This is a genomic window from Streptomyces sp. NPDC093260 (genome assembly GCF_040683715.1).
Classification (GTDB): domain Bacteria; phylum Actinomycetota; class Actinomycetes; order Streptomycetales; family Streptomycetaceae; genus Streptomyces; species Streptomyces sennicomposti.
On the sequence record NZ_JBFBEK010000013.1, the window covers coordinates 112,072 to 127,339 of the forward strand.

The 15,268-nt window shown below is 72.8% G+C and carries 12 protein-coding genes and 2 pseudogenes; 8 read left to right on the forward strand and 6 right to left on the reverse strand.

Annotated features, from left to right (window positions below):
* Positions 1-207 precede the first annotated feature (207 nt).
* On the forward strand, positions 208-1,686 hold the full coding sequence (locus AB0N63_RS18600; RefSeq protein ID WP_365530070.1) for a glutamate-cysteine ligase family protein: 1,479 nt from the start codon (positions 208-210) through the stop codon (positions 1,684-1,686).
* Positions 1,687-1,763: 77 nt separating this feature from the next.
* On the opposite strand, the pseudogene AB0N63_RS18605 reads toward AB0N63_RS18600, so the two are convergent.
* Positions 1,764-1,904 (reverse strand): annotated as a pseudogene (locus AB0N63_RS18605) (NmrA family transcriptional regulator); the annotation flags it as partial.
* Here AB0N63_RS18605 and AB0N63_RS18610 point away from each other — a divergent pair.
* The 5 genes and pseudogenes from AB0N63_RS18610 to AB0N63_RS18630 all read left to right on the forward strand — a co-directional run.
* Positions 1,894-2,172 (forward strand): annotated as a pseudogene (locus AB0N63_RS18610) (TetR/AcrR family transcriptional regulator); the annotation flags it as partial. The pseudogenes AB0N63_RS18605 and AB0N63_RS18610 overlap by 11 nt on opposite strands.
* Positions 2,173-2,361: 189 nt before the next feature.
* Complete coding sequence (locus AB0N63_RS18615; RefSeq protein WP_365530071.1) at positions 2,362-2,601, forward strand: NUDIX hydrolase; 240 nt, start codon at positions 2,362-2,364, stop codon at positions 2,599-2,601.
* 4 nt (positions 2,602-2,605) lie between these two features.
* Positions 2,606-3,154 carry an NUDIX hydrolase gene (locus tag AB0N63_RS18620; protein ID WP_365530165.1) on the forward strand — a complete coding sequence of 183 codons (549 nt, stop codon included), beginning with the start codon at positions 2,606-2,608 and terminating at the stop codon, positions 3,152-3,154.
* Complete coding sequence (locus AB0N63_RS18625) at positions 3,151-3,801, forward strand: M15 family metallopeptidase (RefSeq protein ID WP_365530072.1); 651 nt, start codon at positions 3,151-3,153, stop codon at positions 3,799-3,801. The genes AB0N63_RS18620 and AB0N63_RS18625 overlap by 4 nt, the downstream gene beginning before the upstream one ends.
* Positions 3,802-4,202: 401 nt before the next feature.
* On the forward strand, positions 4,203-4,628 hold the full coding sequence (locus AB0N63_RS18630; protein ID WP_365530073.1) for a pyridoxamine 5'-phosphate oxidase family protein: 426 nt from the start codon (positions 4,203-4,205) through the stop codon (positions 4,626-4,628).
* A 151-nt stretch (positions 4,629-4,779) separates the two neighbouring features.
* Here AB0N63_RS18630 and AB0N63_RS18635 read toward each other — a convergent pair whose 3' ends face one another.
* The 4 genes from AB0N63_RS18635 to AB0N63_RS18650 form a co-directional block, all read right to left on the reverse strand.
* Positions 4,780-5,769, reverse strand: coding sequence for a nitroreductase family protein (locus tag AB0N63_RS18635; protein WP_365530074.1), 990 nt, complete (start codon positions 5,767-5,769; stop codon positions 4,780-4,782).
* A 219-nt stretch (positions 5,770-5,988) separates the two neighbouring features.
* Positions 5,989-6,273: a hypothetical protein gene (locus AB0N63_RS18640; RefSeq protein ID WP_365530075.1), complete on the reverse strand. Its 285-nt coding sequence runs from the start codon at positions 6,271-6,273 to the stop codon at positions 5,989-5,991.
* A 453-nt stretch (positions 6,274-6,726) separates the two neighbouring features.
* Positions 6,727-8,445 (reverse strand): GAF domain-containing sensor histidine kinase, encoded by a 1,719-nt coding sequence (locus AB0N63_RS18645; protein WP_365530076.1) that lies wholly within the window; start codon positions 8,443-8,445, stop codon positions 6,727-6,729.
* Positions 8,446-8,623: 178 nt separating this feature from the next.
* Positions 8,624-9,316: a response regulator transcription factor gene (locus tag AB0N63_RS18650; protein ID WP_365530077.1), complete on the reverse strand. Its 693-nt coding sequence runs from the start codon at positions 9,314-9,316 to the stop codon at positions 8,624-8,626.
* A 513-nt stretch (positions 9,317-9,829) separates the two neighbouring features.
* On the opposite strand from AB0N63_RS18650, the gene lanL reads away from it, so the two are divergent.
* Both lanL and AB0N63_RS18660 read left to right on the forward strand, forming a co-directional pair.
* Positions 9,830-12,643 (forward strand): class IV lanthionine synthetase LanL, encoded by a 2,814-nt coding sequence (lanL, locus tag AB0N63_RS18655; RefSeq protein ID WP_365530078.1) that lies wholly within the window; start codon positions 9,830-9,832, stop codon positions 12,641-12,643.
* Positions 12,644-12,690: 47 nt separating this feature from the next.
* On the forward strand, positions 12,691-12,846 hold the full coding sequence (locus tag AB0N63_RS18660; RefSeq protein WP_009192482.1) for a VenA family class IV lanthipeptide: 156 nt from the start codon (positions 12,691-12,693) through the stop codon (positions 12,844-12,846).
* Between the two features lie 173 nt (positions 12,847-13,019).
* Here the strand turns inward: AB0N63_RS18660 and AB0N63_RS18665 are convergent, their stop codons facing one another.
* A complete protein-coding gene (locus tag AB0N63_RS18665) occupies positions 13,020-14,726 on the reverse strand; it encodes a carbohydrate-binding module family 20 domain-containing protein (RefSeq protein WP_365530079.1) in 1,707 nt (568 codons plus the stop codon).
* Positions 14,727-15,268 lie beyond the last annotated feature (542 nt).

Here is a 15,268-nt window from a genome sequence, read left to right on the forward strand (position 1 = left end):
TCTACTGATTCCGTCGCATCACCGCCATGATTTCGCGCAAAACAGTCGCCATAGGCACCACCAGCGACGGATTCAGTCGCCGCGCTGAACACGCCGGGAGAATTCCCTCGGCGCAGCCCGCGCCCGCCCCGCCGCGTGGTCGAGGTCCCCCGGTGGTGGGACGCTGAGGTGTGGAGGATGTGCGTCGAGAGGCCACCGGGAGGCCCGATGGGACGGGACGTCCCGGCGCTGGTGTTCACCCGTGAGGACCGCCGCCGCTACCGGATCAAGATGCAGGAGTGCCTCGACGCCCTCGCGCAGATGCTGCGTGACGCCCGCTTCGAGTCCGAGCGGCCGCAGGTCGGGCTGGAGATCGAGCTGAACCTGGTGGACGACCGGGCGGAGCCGACGATGCGCAACAGCGACGTGCTCGAGGCGATCGCGGACCCCGCCTGGTCCACCGAGCTGGGGCGGTTCAACCTGGAGACCAACATCCCGCCGCGCCGCCTGACGGCCGGCGGCCCCGACGCCTGGGAGTCCGAGATCCGGTCCGCGCTCAACCACGCGGACCGCCGGGCCAGAACGGTCGGCGCCCATCTGATCATGATCGGCATCCTGCCCACACTGCGGCAGGAGGACGTCGGCCACTCCGCGCTCTCCGAGAACCCGCGCTACCGGCTGCTCAACGACCAGGTCTTCGCCGCCCGGGGTGAGGACCTGCACATCGAGGTGGACGGAGTGGACCGGCTGCGGACGTACGCGGACACGATCACGCCGGAGGCCGCCTGCACCAGCACCCAGTTCCATCTCCAGGTCTCCCCCGAGGAGTTCGCCGGCTACTGGAACGCGGCGCAGGCGGTCGCCGGCGTCCAGGTGGCGCTGGCGGCCAACTCGCCGTTCCTGTTCGGCAAGGAGCTGTGGCACGAAACACGTGTCCCCCTTTTCGAGCAGGCCACGGACACCCGTCCCGAGGAGATCAAGGTGCAGGGGGTGCGGCCCCGGGTGTGGTTCGGGGAACGGTGGATCAACAGCGTCTTCGACCTCTTCGAGGAGAACCTGCGATACTTCCCGGCCCTGCTCCCGCTCTGCGACGACGAGGACCCCGGGGAGACCCTGGACCGCGGCGACATTCCCGAACTCGGTGAGCTGACCCTGCACAACGGCACCATCTACCGCTGGAACCGGCCGGTCTACGCCATCGCCCAGGACAAACCGCACCTCAGGGTGGAGAACCGGGTGCTGCCCGCCGGCCCGACCGTCGCCGACACCCTCGCCAACGGCGCGTTCTACTACGGAATCACCCGCGCCCTGGTGGAGGAGGACCGGCCGGTGTGGTCCCGGATGTCCTTCTCGGCTGCCGAGGACAACCTGCACACGGCGGCACGGCACGGCATCGAGGGACGTCTGTACTGGCCGGGCATGGGCGAGGTGCCGGTCGCCGAACTCGTCCTGCGGCGCCTGCTGCCCATGGCGCACCGCGGCCTCGAGCTGTCCGGCATGGACGCGGCCTGGCGGGAACCGCTGCTCGGCGTGATCGAACAGCGCTGTGTCACCGGCCGCAACGGCGCGGTCTGGCAGAAGGAGATGTTCCACCGCCTGGAGGCCACCACCCGCTCCGGCCGCCACGAGTCGCTGCGCCTGATGACGGAGCAGTACATCGAGTACATGCACCTCAACGCCCCGGTGCACACGTGGCCGGTGGACTGACGTACGCCCCCGCGCTCCGGTCCCGACCACCGCCCCGTCCGCAGCAGGTGCCGCCGCGCACCCGCCGGTCGCGGGCGCTACCGGAAGGCCGGCAGATCGCGCGCCGCCCACCGCGCGAAGGGGCGGGCCGGGCGGCCCAGGACGTCGCGTACGTCCGGGCCGGCCCGCCGCTCGGCCGGGAGCGGGTCGCCGAGGATGTCCAGGATGCCGTCGGCGACCCTCGCCGTCGAGTTGGACAAACGGGCCGACGGCGATCTCGACATGGCGGCCGGGGCGGTGATCCGGCGGTTGCTGGACTGGGCCGCGAACCAGTTCCGCGCGCTGGCCCTGCCCGACCCGGACGGCCTCGCGCTCACCCTGGTCTCCGGCTACCAGGGCATGTCGCTGCTGGCCAGCGCCCTGCGCGACCCGGAGTTCACGAGCCGCGAGGGCGCCCGGCTCCTCGGATGGCTGAATTGCCTCGGTTCCGCCCGCCAGGTGCCGTGACGGACAGAGGGTGACCTGCGTTGTTCCGGTTACCTGGCACCTGTCCGCAGCGCACACCCTCCGGGAGCAGCATGCCCCCTTCGTCCCGCACTGCTGCCGTTCCGTCCGCCGTGCCCGGCGAGGCGAGCGCGGTCCACGGCACCGCCGTACTGATCGTCAACAGCCGGGGGCAGTACCTGCTGCACCTGCGTGACGCCCACAAGCCGATCTGCGAACGGCACTTGGTCGCTGGTCGGCGGCGGGTCCGAGGAGGGCGAGAGTCCGCACGAGGCAATCGTCCGCGAACTCCGCGAGGAGACCGGGCTCGTGCTGGACGTGGTCACGCCCTTCACCTGGGCGGAGACTCCCGGCCCGTGCGTGACCGAGAAGCGGATCCAGGTGTTCGTCGCCCCGAGATGGGCTGGTGAGCGCCATGGCGACGACCGATGAGCCGATGACGGCGCCCGGAGCGGCCGTCGAGTCACGTCCGCCCCGCGGCGGGCGGGTCTGGCTGCCGCCCGAGGAGTACGCGGAGACGGTGATGAAGGCGACCGGCTTCGCCGCGGTCCTCCTCACCGACGAGCAGGACCGGCCCGTCCAACTGCACTCCGTCTACAGCCCGACGCACCCGTGGCAGTTGGCGGGCGGGACCATGGACCCGGGCGAGCGTCCGTGGCAGACCGCGGTCCGGGAGTGCCGGGAGGAGACCGGCCTCACCGTGCCGGGACCGCCACGGCTCCTCGCGACGGTGTTCGGGCTGCCCGGGGCCGAGTGGCCGTACAGCACGATGGGCACGGTGTTCGACGGCGGCCGGCTCACCGGGGACCAGATCCGCGGCATCGTCCTGGACCCCGAGGAGCACGACGAGGTGCGGGTCCTGTCCTTGCGGGAGTGGCGGCCGTTGATGCCGCCGCGCGACTTCGAACGGCTGGAAGCGGTGCTGGAGGCCCGCCGGACGGGTGTGGCAGCCTACTTCGACACCTGGGACTGGGAGCAGGAATGACCGTCGTGCTGATGTCCGACCCGCGAGTGGCGGCGATACCGGTACGGGAATGCGGCGAGCGACTGGCCGACGTCCGCACCCAGGGCGACATCCGCGTCGACACACGCCGACACGACCCGGACGGCTCCTTCGCCCACCTGCGGCAGGGGTTGCTCGACCGGCTGCTCCACGCCCGAGCCCACCTTCCGGACGGCACCGCCCTGTTGTTCGTCGAGGGCTACCGCCCGCCCGGCCTCCAGCGGCGCTACTTCGAGGAGTACGCCGCGGAACTGGGCCGCAGCCACCCCGACTGGCCCCCGGAACGTGTCCTTCGCGCGGCCAGCCGCTATGTCTCGCCCCCGGAGATCGCCCCGCACAGCGCAGGAGCGGCCGTGGATCTGACCCTCGTGGACGAGCGGGGCCGCGAGCTGAACATGGGCACCCGGCTGAACGCCACTCCGGAGCAGAGCGACGGCGCCTGCTACACGGACGCCGCGAACATCGGCGCCGAGGCCCGGGCCAACCGCCGCCTCCTCGCCGGCGCCCTGTCCGCGGCCGGCCTGGTCAACTACGGCACGGAATGGTGGCATTGGAGCTGGGGGGACCGCTACTGGGCCCTCCAGACCGGCCACCCCACCGCCCCGTACGGCTCCGTCGAGCTGCCGTAGCCTGTCCGGCGCGCCGCCCCTTCACCGGCCCGGCCGCCCGTCCTCGTCCTCCGGGCCAGGGAGCGGGAAAGGGTCTCGCCCGCCGCCACGGCCACCGTGTGCAGGACCGCCGCCGTGGCGGGGTCTTCCGGCAGCGAGCCGTCGGCCGGCTCGGCGGGCAGCGGATAGAGCGTGACGACCCGTTTCCGGCCGCTCCAGGCGAAGAGCGGCCCCGTGCCGGTCCAGAGGGAGGGGGACCCGAAGGGGCAGCCCGGTGGGTGGTGCGGGTTCGGTCCCGGCCGGCGGGAAGATCGTCCCACTTCCGGGGGCCGGCGGTCCCGGAGTGCGGGGCCCACGCACCCGGTTCGCGAAGGGGCCGATCGGCCCTGACCATCGCGGTGGTGGCCGGGGACGATGGAGGGATGCTGAAGAACGACGGCTTTCGCTCTCTGGACCGACCGGAGTGCCTGCGTCTGCTGGCCGAGGCGCCGGTCGGACGGGTGGTGTACACCAGGCAGGCGCTGCCCGCCGTACTGCCGGTGAACTTCGCGCTCGGCCCGGACTCGTCCGTGCTGCTGCGCACCTCGGCCGGCTCCGACCTCGTCCGCGCGGTCGACGGCGTCGTGGTCGCCTTCGAGGCCGACGAGTTCGATCCGGCGAGCCGGTCGGGCTGGAGCGTGGTCGTCACCGGGCGGGCCACCGTCGTCACCGATCCGGCCGAGCACGACCGGCTGCTGCGGACGGGCCCGGTCTCCTGGATGCCCGTCCGGGACGACGTCTTCATCACGATCCAGTCCACGATGGTCACCGGACGCGCACTCGTGGACCTCCGGGCCGCGACGGGCTGAGGACGCCTCCGGCCACACCCCCCGGGCCGCCTCGGGCTGACCCGGCGGTGTGCCCTGTGCGGGTGCGCACGGCGGGGCGCGTGCGGCGGCGGGGCCCTCCGGGTCGCGGGTCGGCCGGTCGCCCGGGTCAGCCCGTTCGCCTGCCCGACGGTCACCCCGTCGTCTGCTCGCGAAGGCGCGCCGAGGCGGTCGCGCGGGGGGTGCGGCCGCCGTCCGGGCCGTAGCCGAAGCGGATCAGCAGGTGGGGGTGGCACCGTCGCCGGGTGCCGCTCATCGCCGCCCTCAGGTCCGGCCACTCCATCGCCTGGTGCAGCATCGAGGTGCGCACCCCGTGCCGGGTGGCCACCAGCAGCGTCCGTTCCAGGGCCTGCCCCGCCCGCAGCCAGTCCGCCGGTCGGTCGTGCGCCGTCCACAACAGGGCGACCTGTGCGTGCCGTTCGAAGCGCAGCGCGGGGAACGGCAGTCCCGGCAGCGGGCCGGTGAAGTCCCGCATCGGCATCCGGCGGCCGAGGTCCCTGGGTCCCAGCGTGGTGAGCGGAATCCCGTACAGGGCGGGCGTGTTCGGGGGTGTGATCCAGTGCCGGGCCTCGGCGGCGCGGGCCGGGTCGGCGGTGTTGCGCACCTCGCCGAGCGCGGTCAGCCGCAGCAGTCCGCGGGTGCCCACGACGCCGGGCACGTCGAGGTGCGCGCCCTCGGTGCGCGCCGCCGCGAGCATCTCGGCCACGATGTGCTCCGGTACCGGCCGTCCGGTGAACGGCATCCGGCTGGTGTGCCGCCGGGCCACGGCGTCGTACAGATCGCCGTACGACGGCAGCGCGCCTCCCGTCGCGACGGTGAGCCGAACGGTGGCCAGCAGATCGGGGTCGCCGGGGTGGGGCAGCAGCTGTACGTCCGGCTCCCAGCCCAGGTGCGCCGCCGCGACCCGGAGGTTGAAGACGGCCGCGCCCACCGACAGGTGTTGTGCGCGCAGGTGCGGATCGGAGAGGGGCAACCGCCGGCCGCGGTCCGCGCGGACGTGGATCGCGCCGGTGTCCGCCTCCATCCCGAACCGCCAGGGCTGGGTGTTGTGCATCGACGGCGCGGCCACGGCCGCGTGGAGCAGGCTCTCCACGGCCGTCGCGTCGACTTCCGGTGTCTGCATGCCGGCTCCTCCGCACACTCCACGAAACCGTCTCTTCCCTTCCACCCTGCGCCGTCGCACCGGCGCGGAGCGAGGGCTCAGCGGTCCTTTCGCAGGTCCGCAGGTCCCGGGTGCCTTTCGCAGGGCCGCAGGTGCCGACTACGGAGCACAGGGGCGTCGGACACACGGCCGCCGGACCACCAGGGGCACGGCGACACACCCGCCGCCTTCCCGCCGCCCTCACGCCGTCGGCAGTGCCGTGGCCGGCAGGACGACGCCTTGGGAGCCCATCGGCGAGGACGCGGGCGAGCGCGCGGGGCGGCCCGTGGCGTACGCCCACCCATGTGCCGCCGCGGCGAGCATCACCAGGGCAGACAGGCACAGCTCGGCGGCCGGGGTGCCGCCGTGGCCGGGCTCGGCGAGCGACGCCCAGGTCACTCCCCTGTGCCAGACGATGGTCCACCAGGTGACCGGCCGCACCGGCGGGAACAGCGCCCCGGTGAGCCGCCCGAACCGCCGGCCCACGCCGGCGGTGAAGCGGCCGCGCCGGCCGGTATGGCAAGCGACTTCGGCCGTGTGCGGAGCGGGGCTGTCCTCGGGTCCGGGGAGCGGCGGTTGTCAGTGGCCGTCCGGACAGAGGGGGTCGCCGGCCTCGTTCACGGCCACCGGCCGCCGGGTGTGCGTCCGGCCGGGCGGGAGTCAGGGCAGACGTGGCCGCCGGCGGCCGGACGGTGACCGAACCGGAGGACGACGCAGTCCGTACCCCGCGCCCGCCCCGGCCTGGGACGGGGGATGTGGCCGGGCCGGTAGGGGGGTGCGGTGGTCCATGCGCCGCCTCCGATTCGATCACCGTCAGCATGGAGCGCGCGGGCGGTCCTCCCCCAGCGCCGAGCGGCCCTGGCCGCAGGTCCGTTGGTCCCTGGCCCGCGGGTCCGGGCGGGGCCTTCGACCGGCGGGCGGGGGCCTTCGGTCCAGGTATCAGGCCGCTTCCAGCGGTACCCGCCACACCAGTGCGGTGCCGCCGCCGTCGGGTGTGGTCCACTCCAGGGCGCCGCCGAGCCGTCGGGCGCGCTCCGCCATGTTGGCCAGCCCGCTGCGGCGGCCCTCTGTGGGGATGCCCACGCCGTCGTCGGTCACCGCGAGGCGTACCGCCTTGCCGTCCGTCTCCAGCACCACCTCGACCCGGTCGGCGTGCGCGTGCCGGGCGACGTTGGTCAGCGCCTCCGAGGCGACCGCCACCACGTGTTCGGCGACCTCGTCGGGGACCTCGGTGTCGAGCAGGCCCTCCAGCCGCAGGCTGGGCGCGAAACCCAGGGCGGGGGCCACCTCGCCCGCCACACCCACGATCCGGGCGCGCAGGCCCGGGGCGCCGTCGTCGTCGCGGGAGCGCAGGCCGAAGATGGTGGACCGGATGATCCTGATGGTCTCGTCCAGGTCGTCCACGGCCCGCAGCACGCGTTCCTTGGCATTCGCGTGGTCGATGAACCGGCCGGCGCTCTGGAGGGTCATCCCGGTGGCGAACAGTCGCTGGATGGCCAGGTCGTGCAGGTCCCGGGCGATCCGGTCGCGGTCCTCCAGCAGCGCGATCTGCTCCGCGTCCTGGCGTCGTTCGGCCAGCTCCATCGCCAGCGCGGCCTGCGCGGCGAAGCTCTTGAGCGGTTCGGTCTCCTCCTCCGAGAACGGGCTGCGCCCGTCCTCCCGCACCAGCAGCACCACGCCGCGCACCCGCTCGCCCGCGCCGACGGGCACGGCGACCGCCGGTCCCAGCCCGGCGAACCGCAGCGGCCCGGCCGAGACCCGGTCGTCGCGCGAGATGTCCGGGCTGGTGACGGGTGCGGCGGTGGTGAAGGAGAGCCCGATCAGACTGTCGTCCAGGGGCAGCACCAGGCCGCGGTGCGCCTGGGCCTGCGGCCCGATGGCGAGTTCCACGGTGAGGGCGTCGGTGTCCGCCATCGGGACCGCGACCACGGCGAGGGCCGCACCGGTGATCTCCCGGGCGCGTTCGGCGATCAGCCCCAGCGCCTCACCGCGTGCGCTGCCCGACATCAGACCGTGGGTGATCTCCGCGTTGGCCTGCAGCCACCGCTCCCGCAGCCGCGACTCCTCGTACAACCGCGCGTTGTCGATCGCCACACCTGCGGCCACCGCCAGGGTCGACAGGACCGACTCGTCCTCCTCGTCGAACTCCGCCCCGCCCCGCTTCTCCGTCAGGTACAGATTCCCGAACACCTGGTCCCGCACCCGGATCGGCACACCCAGAAACGTGTTCATCGGCGGATGATGCGCCGGAAAACCGTACGACGCCGGATGCTCCGACAGCTTCGCCAGCCGCAACGGCTCCGGATGCCGGATCAACTCCCCCAGAATCCCGTGCCCTTCGGGGAACGGGCCGATCTTGGCGATCTGCCCGTCGCTGACCCCGATGGTGTGGAACGCGGACAGGCGCCTGCCGTCCGGACCGATCACGCCCAGCGCCGCGTACTCGGCGTCCACGAGCGTCGCCGCCGCTTCGACGATGCTGTGCAGGACCGGTTCGAGGTCCAGCTCGCGTCCGACGGAGAGCACCGCCTCCAGCAGACTGTGCACCCGGTCCCGGGTGCCGCGCGCCGCGTCCAGACGGGCCTGGAGCTCCTCCAGCAGCTCGTCGAGCCGCAGCTGCGGCAGGCGGACGCGGGCGGACTCGTCGGAGCTTCCCACCGCTGTTCCTCCATGCCCACGACGTGCCGAGAACGTACTGCTCTCGGGTCACAGTATCGGGTGCCGCCGCAGGAGGGGACGGTGATGGGACACCGCGCGGAAGGAGGCCGGCGCCGTGCGCGGCGCCGGTCGGGAGGGGCCCCGACGGACCGGGACCCGGTGGTCGTGGGGTGATGCGTCAGCGGTTGTCGCCGCGCCGCCGGTCCCGGGCCTGGGTGGCGATGACGGCGGCCTGGATCCGGCGCTCCACGCCGAGCTTGGCGAGGAGACGGGAGATGTGGTTCTTGACCGTCTTCTCGGCGAGGTAGAGGCGCTGGCCGATCTGCCGGTTGGTGAGGCCCTCGCCGATCAGGGCCAGGATCTCCCGCTCCCGCTCGGTCAGGCCGGGCAGCGCGTCCGGCTGCTCCTCCTGCCGCTGTCCGCCGCGCAGCCGGGCCATCAGTTTGGTGGTGGCGCTCGGGTCGAGCAGCGACTGGCCGCGGGCGACGGTGCGTACCGCCGAGACCAGGTCCGAGCCCTGGATCTGCTTCAGCACATAGCCGGAGGCGCCCGCCATGATCGAGTCCAGCAGGGCTTCCTCGTCGTCGAAGGAGGTCAGCATCAGGCAGGCCAGTTCCGGCAGGCGGGAGCGCAGCTCGCGGCAGACGGTCACCCCGTCGCCGTCCGGCAGCCGCACGTCGAGCACCGCCACGTCCGGGCGCAGGGCGGGGACGCGTACGAGGGCCTGCTCCGCGGTGCCGGCCTCGCCGACGACCTCGATGTCCGACTCGTCGTTCAGCAGGTCGTGCACCCCACGGCGGACCACTTCATGGTCGTCGAGGAGGAAGACCCGGATCGGGGTGTCGGGGCCTGCCTGCTCGCGCTCCGCCATCGGTCACTCCTTGTGATGAGTTCTGCCTACCCTGGCATCCTTCCCCGGACCGGGGTCGAAAGGCCAGGGCCGATCGGCCCTGTTCCGGGAGAGGGCCGTTTCCGAAGAGAGCCGTTCCCGACCCGCCTGTTCTCCTCGGCCGGCCCGCATCCCGCCCGCCTGGTCGGCGCCGACGGGCGGACGGCAGGCGGTGACGGCGGGCGGACGGCGGGCTGCTCACAGCGGTCCCGCCACCCCGGCTGCAGGCCCTCACTGGGAGGCCGACGCCTCGGACGAAACGGAGGCCCGACCAGACGAGTTGGGTCCGACCGAGCCGTACTGCCGCCCCCACCCCGGGGCAGCGGGTCGCACACCCCCTCCCTCCGGCCGAGCTCCCGCAGCCCCGCCCTCCGCCTCTCGTGTGAGATCGTCACCCGTCTGCGCGGCACCGCGCGCCAACCGCTCGCAGGTGTGCGCACCTTGGTCATGACCGCAGGACGGGAAACACCTCCCGTCCGGGTGGAAGGGACTGAGATGACCGGGCACGTCGACACGGCAGGCGACCTCGAGCGCCTCCTTGGCGAAGCACTCCGCGCCACCGCGACCGTCGCGCGCTGGCGGAACGTCGCCGACGAGACGTGGTGCCACGTCACTCCGGTCACCGGCACGACGCCCGAACAGGGCTGGAAGCTCCACCTGTCGGCGACGGTCGCCTCCGCCCCGGCGATCCTCACCCAGGCGCTGGGTGTGCTCCTCGCGGAGGACTCCGCGTTCAAGTTCGCCCGGTCGCGGGAGAAGGTGAGCGTGCTCAACTCCCGCAGCACGCCCCGGGGCAGCTCGGGGAAGTTCCTCACCGTCTACCCGAACGACGACGCCGCCGCGGTCCGTATCGCGGAGGAACTCCACCGGGTCACGGCCGGACTCGCCGGACCGCAGATCCTCTCCGACCGGGCGTACGCGCCGGGCAGCGTCGTGCACTACCGCTACGGGGCGTTCGTCGCCCGGCGGCGGTTGTCGGACGAGGGCCTGCTGGTGACGTACATCAAGGACCCCGACGGCAATCCGGTGGAGGACCGCCGGACCGGCCGGTACCTGCCCCCTTCCTGGGCGGTCTGCCCCTTCCCCACCGCGCCCGCCGCACCGGCCGCCGACCGGCAGCCCGCCTCTCCCACCCGGGACGAGCAGGCCCCCACCACGGCCACCGCGGCCCCCGGCACGACCGCCCGCCCCGCGGGGCCCCTGACCCTCGGCGGCCGCTTCACCGTGCGGGAGGCCATCCGGCACACCAACAAGGGCGGCGTCTACCGGGGCACCGACCTCCGTACGGGCGACCCGGTGGTCATCAAGGAGGCCCGGCCGCATGTGGAGGAGGACGCCGCCGGCCGCGACGTACAGGACTGGCTGCGCGACGAGGCCCGCGCGCTGGAGCGGCTGGACGGGCTCGGACTGGCCCCCGCACCGCTGGCCCTGTTCGAACACGGCCGGCACCTGTTCCTCGCCGAGGAGGAGGTGCCCGGGGTCACGCTGCGCACCTGGGTGTCGGAGCAGTTCCGCCGTCTCGGCGCGGACCGCTACCGGGCCGACGCACTCGCCCTGGTCGAGCAGTTGGTGGATCTGGTGGCGGCGGCCCACGCCCAGGGCTGCGTACTGCGGGACCTCACGCCGGGCAACGTCATGGTCCGCCCGGACGGCAGTCTGCGCCTGATCGACCTCGAACTCACCGTCCTGGACGAGGAGTCCGCCCCGCCGACCCGACTCGGCACCCCTGGCTTCAGCGCGCCCGAGCGTCTGGTCGACGCGCCCGTGTCCCGGACCGCCGACTACTACAGCGTCGGCGCCACCGCCTGCTTCGTCCTGGTGGGCCGGGTGCCGATCCTGCTGGACGACGAGCCCGCCACCAAGCCCGTGGAACAGCGGCTCGCCTCCTGGCTGACCGCCTGCGCGGCCCGGCTCGGGCTGGCCGACGGCCTGGTGGCGATGCTCCTCGGGCTGATGCGAGACGAGCCCGCCGCCCGCTGGGACCTGCCCCGGGCGCGGACAGCCCTGCGCACCGTCGCCGCGGCGCCCGCACGCCCGCACACCCCGGCCGGTGCCCGCGCCGCCCGGCCGCCCGCGCCGGACGGCGAGCAGGACCCGGTGGACGGGATCGTGGAACACCTCATCTCCACCATGACACCGGGCGAGAACGGACGGCTGTGGCCCGTCTCCACCACCGCCGGGGAGACCGCCCCCTGTACCGTGCAGCAGGGCGCGGCGGGTGTACTGGCCGTCCTCACCCGGTACTTCGAGCTGACCGGCGATCCGCGTCTGCCCGAGGTGATCTCCACCGCGGGCCACTGGATCACCCGGCACACCGACGTCCGGCGAGCGCGCCCCGGGCTGCACTTCGGCGACCGCGGCACCGCGTGGGCGCTGTACGACGCCGGTCGTGCCGTGGACGACCCACGGCTCACCGACCACGCCCTCGCGCTGGCCCTCGCGCCGCTGGAGAACTCACCCAGCCACGACATCACGCACGGCAGCGCGGGCAGCGGTCTGGCCGCCCTGCACCTGTGGAACCGCACCGGCGACGACCGTCTCCTGGAGCTGACCGTCGCCGCCGCCGAGGAACTGGCTGCGGCGGCGGAGCCCGAGCCGACCGGGGTGAGCTGGGCGGCGCCCGCCGAGGCCGTCTCCCGGCTGGCCGGCAAGCGTTACCTCGGCTTCGCGCACGGCGTCGCGGGCATCGGCAGTTTCCTCCTGTCGACCGCGCTGGCCACCCGGCGGTCCGACCTGCTGGACCTGGCCGTGGACGCGGGCGAGCACCTGACGGCCAACGCCGTCCTCATCGGCGAGGCCGCGCACTGGCCGGCGCAGGCCGCGAACGAGCCCACGACCCCGTACTGGTGCCACGGCTCCGCCGGGATCGGCGCCTTCCTGGTCCGGCTGTACCAGGCCACCGGCGACGACCGCTTCGGCGACTACGCGCACCGCGCCACCCGTGCCGTGGCGGAGTACGCCTCGCGCGCCCCGCTCACCCAGTGCCACGGGCTCGCGGGCAACGGAGACTTCCTGCTGGACATGGCCGACGCCACCAGGGACGACACCCACCGGGTGCTGGCCGAGGAGCTGGCCCACCTGCTCCTGACCCAGCGCGCCCACCGGCACGGCCACCTCGTCTTCCCCAACGAGTACGGGGACGTCTCGACCAGCTGGAGCGACGGGTCCGCCGGGATCCTCGCCTTCCTGCTGCGGCTGCGGCACGCCTCTCCCCGGCTCTGGACGGTCCCGCCGCCGGTCCGGGCCGACCGCTGCCCCACAGACCCCCGGGTGGTGCGTGCACCGCTCCATCCGGTCGCCACACCCTGAGCAGCGTCCCTTCGCCGCTCAACCTTCCCCCACAGAAAGGAACACCCATGGAAAACCTGGACCTTGAACTGCTGGCCGAGCTGCACGCCCTCCCCGAGACGGAGCCCGTCGAGATGGACGGCGCCTCGTACGGCGGCACGTGTGCCTGCGTCGGTCTGCTGACGGCGCTCAACACCATCTGCATCGGCATAACCTGCGCCTGATCGCTTGTTATCGCGAGCCCCGGCGGGCCGGCGTCCATGACGGCGGCCGGCCGGACCGCTCCTGAGGGGTTCGGACCCGCTGATGGGGTCCGAACCCCTCGGCCGTACCTACGCGCCGCCGCCCCGGTCCATTCGGGGCGGCGGCGCGCGCCGGCCGTGGGCGGCTCCGGGTGTCAGCCGCGCCAGGTGTCGTTCAGCGTGACCAGGCCGCCGGAGCCGACGGTGGCGGTGCGGTTGGCGCCGCTCTCCCAGGTGACGTTGCCGCTCGCGTCCTTGCGCAGGTACTTGTACGCGAAGGACGTGCCGGCGGGCAGGGGCACCGACAGCTTCCAGACCGGGTAGCTCGCCGGGTCCAGCTTGAGGGCGCTCGCGGTGTTCCAGTTGCCGAGGGCGGCGTTGTTCCCGGTGACGTAGATGTTCTCGCCCCACTGGGTGGTGGCGTTGACGTTGAACGACGCGCCGGTGGCCGTGCTCCCCCCGCCGTCTCCGCCGCTCGTGCCGCCGCAGGTCTTCGCGCCCACGTGCAGGGCGACGGCGGTGTCGGCGCCGAGGGTGGCGGTGAACTGGCCGGCGGAGTTCACCGTGACGCCCTTGCCGCTCTGCACGTCGCAGTAGTCACCGGCGGGCAGCGAGGTCTGGAAGGTGCGGGTCAGCGAGGAGCCCTCGTGGTTGATGGCCACGTATGCCTTGTCCCCGCGCCCGAAGGCGATCTGGTTGCCGCCGTTGTCCCACCAGTTCGTGACCGCGGTCCCGGCGGCGGTGTTGCGGAACGCGACCATGCTCGCGATCTCGCGCCAGGCGTGCTGGCACTTCCAGCCGTCGGTGTAGCAGGCGCCCACCTGGCCGTTGTCCGGTCCGGCGGCGTCGTTGTCGGTGAACTCGTAGCCGGAGTGCACGTCGGGGGAGCCGTAGGGCCAGGCCAGCATGAAGACATGGGCGAGGGTGTAGGCGGCGCCGTTCTTGTAGGTGAGGGTGGTGCCGTTGCGTTCGGTGTCGTGGTTGGTGACGAACACCGACGCCTTGCCGCTGGGCACATAGCCCCAGGCCTCGCCGAAGTTCTTCAGCTCGGCGAGCTTCTCGCCGGTGAAGACCCGCTTGAGGTCGTAGGCGTAATGGAACTCCTGGACGTCTCCGGTGTTGTAGTACTCGGACGGCTGGACGGCCTCCCCGGCGGCGCCGATGGTCTCCTGCTTCCAGTAGACGCCGGGGTTGGTCAGCCGGGACTTGATGTTCGCGAGGTCGTCCTCGGCGATGTGCTTGGCGGCGTCGACGCGGAAGCCGTCGACACCGAGGGAGAGCAGGTCGTTGAGGTACCCCGCGATGGTCTTGCGGACGTATTCCTCGTTGGTGTCGAGGTCGGGCAGGCCCACCAGTTCGCAGTGCTGCACGTTCCAGCGGTCCGCGTAGTTGGTGATGGTGGAGGTGCAGTCGTCCATGTCGGCCGCCGAGTAGAGGCCGGGGTAGTCGTACTTGGAGAACGACGAGCCCGCGGTGCCCGTGCCGGAGGCGTTCGCCATGTGGTTGATCACGGCGTCGGCGACCACCTTGACGCCCGCCGCGTGGCAGGTGTCGACCATGTTCTTGAAGGCGGCGCGGTCGCCGAGCTTGGTGCCTATCTTGTAGCTGACCGGCTGGTACGCGGTCCACCAGGTGCTGCCCTGGATGTGCTCGTTGGGCGGGGAGACCTGGACGTAGCCGTAGCCGTCGGGGCCGAGTTCGTCGGTGCAGGCCTTGGCGACGGAGGCGAAGTTCCACTCGAACATCACCGCGGTGACGTCCTTGCCGCCGGGCGGGCTCGCCTGCGCCGGCGTGGGTGCCGTGACGGCCGCAGCGGCTCCCGCCAGTACGGCGAGTGCAGCGGCCACGGTCTTTCTGGCCATGGTTTCTCCAGTGGTGAAGTGGGGTGTACCGGAGCAGCAGCCTCGAAGGCAACGCGCCGTGCCGGAGAAGGCCGTGTGCCGTCCCTTGCCGCGGACTGGTTCTTGCTGCAAGAGATTGCGGCCGAGACCGTACGGCGCGGTGCACCGCCGGTCAACCCCTCGCGCGAAAAAGGCAGTTCAGCAGGCAGCTACCAGGTCGGCCTGGTGCAAGCCCTTTCGCAAAGGTTTCAACGATGCTACGTTCATCGAACTCCGGCCCTCGGCCGCGGGGTTGGCCGATGAACACCCCCAGCCCCTACGCGCCCGGCCGGCGGGCCGGAGCCTCAAGGCGCGCACCCCGTCCCGTCAAAACGCGGACGCCACTCGATACGGCGGTTTTCCGGCGGCGCTCCCACCGCCCCGAACCGGCTCAGCACACCTCGTCGGCCCATGTGGCCGGGGGTGTCGCGGGTCCGCGCCGCGCACCGCGTTTGGTCCCCGACCCTCGGCACGGCCCGTACACCCCAGTAGCATGCGCAGCGTCATCCACACAAAGGGAGTGA

What these genes read in the sequence shown, in the direction of transcription:
- lanL (WP_365530078.1), top strand. Translation starts at nt 9,830, where the DNA reads ATGACCGGGCACGTCGACACGGCAGGCGACCTCGAGCGCCTCCTTGGC.
- AB0N63_RS18635 (WP_365530074.1), bottom strand. Translation starts at nt 5,769, where the DNA reads ATGCAGACACCGGAAGTCGACGCGACGGCCGTGGAGAGCCTGCTCCAC.
- AB0N63_RS18600 (WP_365530070.1), top strand. Translation starts at nt 208, where the DNA reads ATGGGACGGGACGTCCCGGCGCTGGTGTTCACCCGTGAGGACCGCCGC.
- AB0N63_RS18630 (WP_365530073.1), top strand. Translation starts at nt 4,203, where the DNA reads ATGCTGAAGAACGACGGCTTTCGCTCTCTGGACCGACCGGAGTGCCTG.
- AB0N63_RS18660 (WP_009192482.1), top strand. Translation starts at nt 12,691, where the DNA reads ATGGAAAACCTGGACCTTGAACTGCTGGCCGAGCTGCACGCCCTCCCC.
- AB0N63_RS18650 (WP_365530077.1), bottom strand. Translation starts at nt 9,316, where the DNA reads ATGGCGGAGCGCGAGCAGGCAGGCCCCGACACCCCGATCCGGGTCTTC.
- AB0N63_RS18625 (WP_365530072.1), top strand. Translation starts at nt 3,151, where the DNA reads ATGACCGTCGTGCTGATGTCCGACCCGCGAGTGGCGGCGATACCGGTA.
- AB0N63_RS18620 (WP_365530165.1), top strand. Translation starts at nt 2,606, where the DNA reads ATGACGGCGCCCGGAGCGGCCGTCGAGTCACGTCCGCCCCGCGGCGGG.
- AB0N63_RS18665 (WP_365530079.1), bottom strand. Translation starts at nt 14,726, where the DNA reads ATGGCCAGAAAGACCGTGGCCGCTGCACTCGCCGTACTGGCGGGAGCC.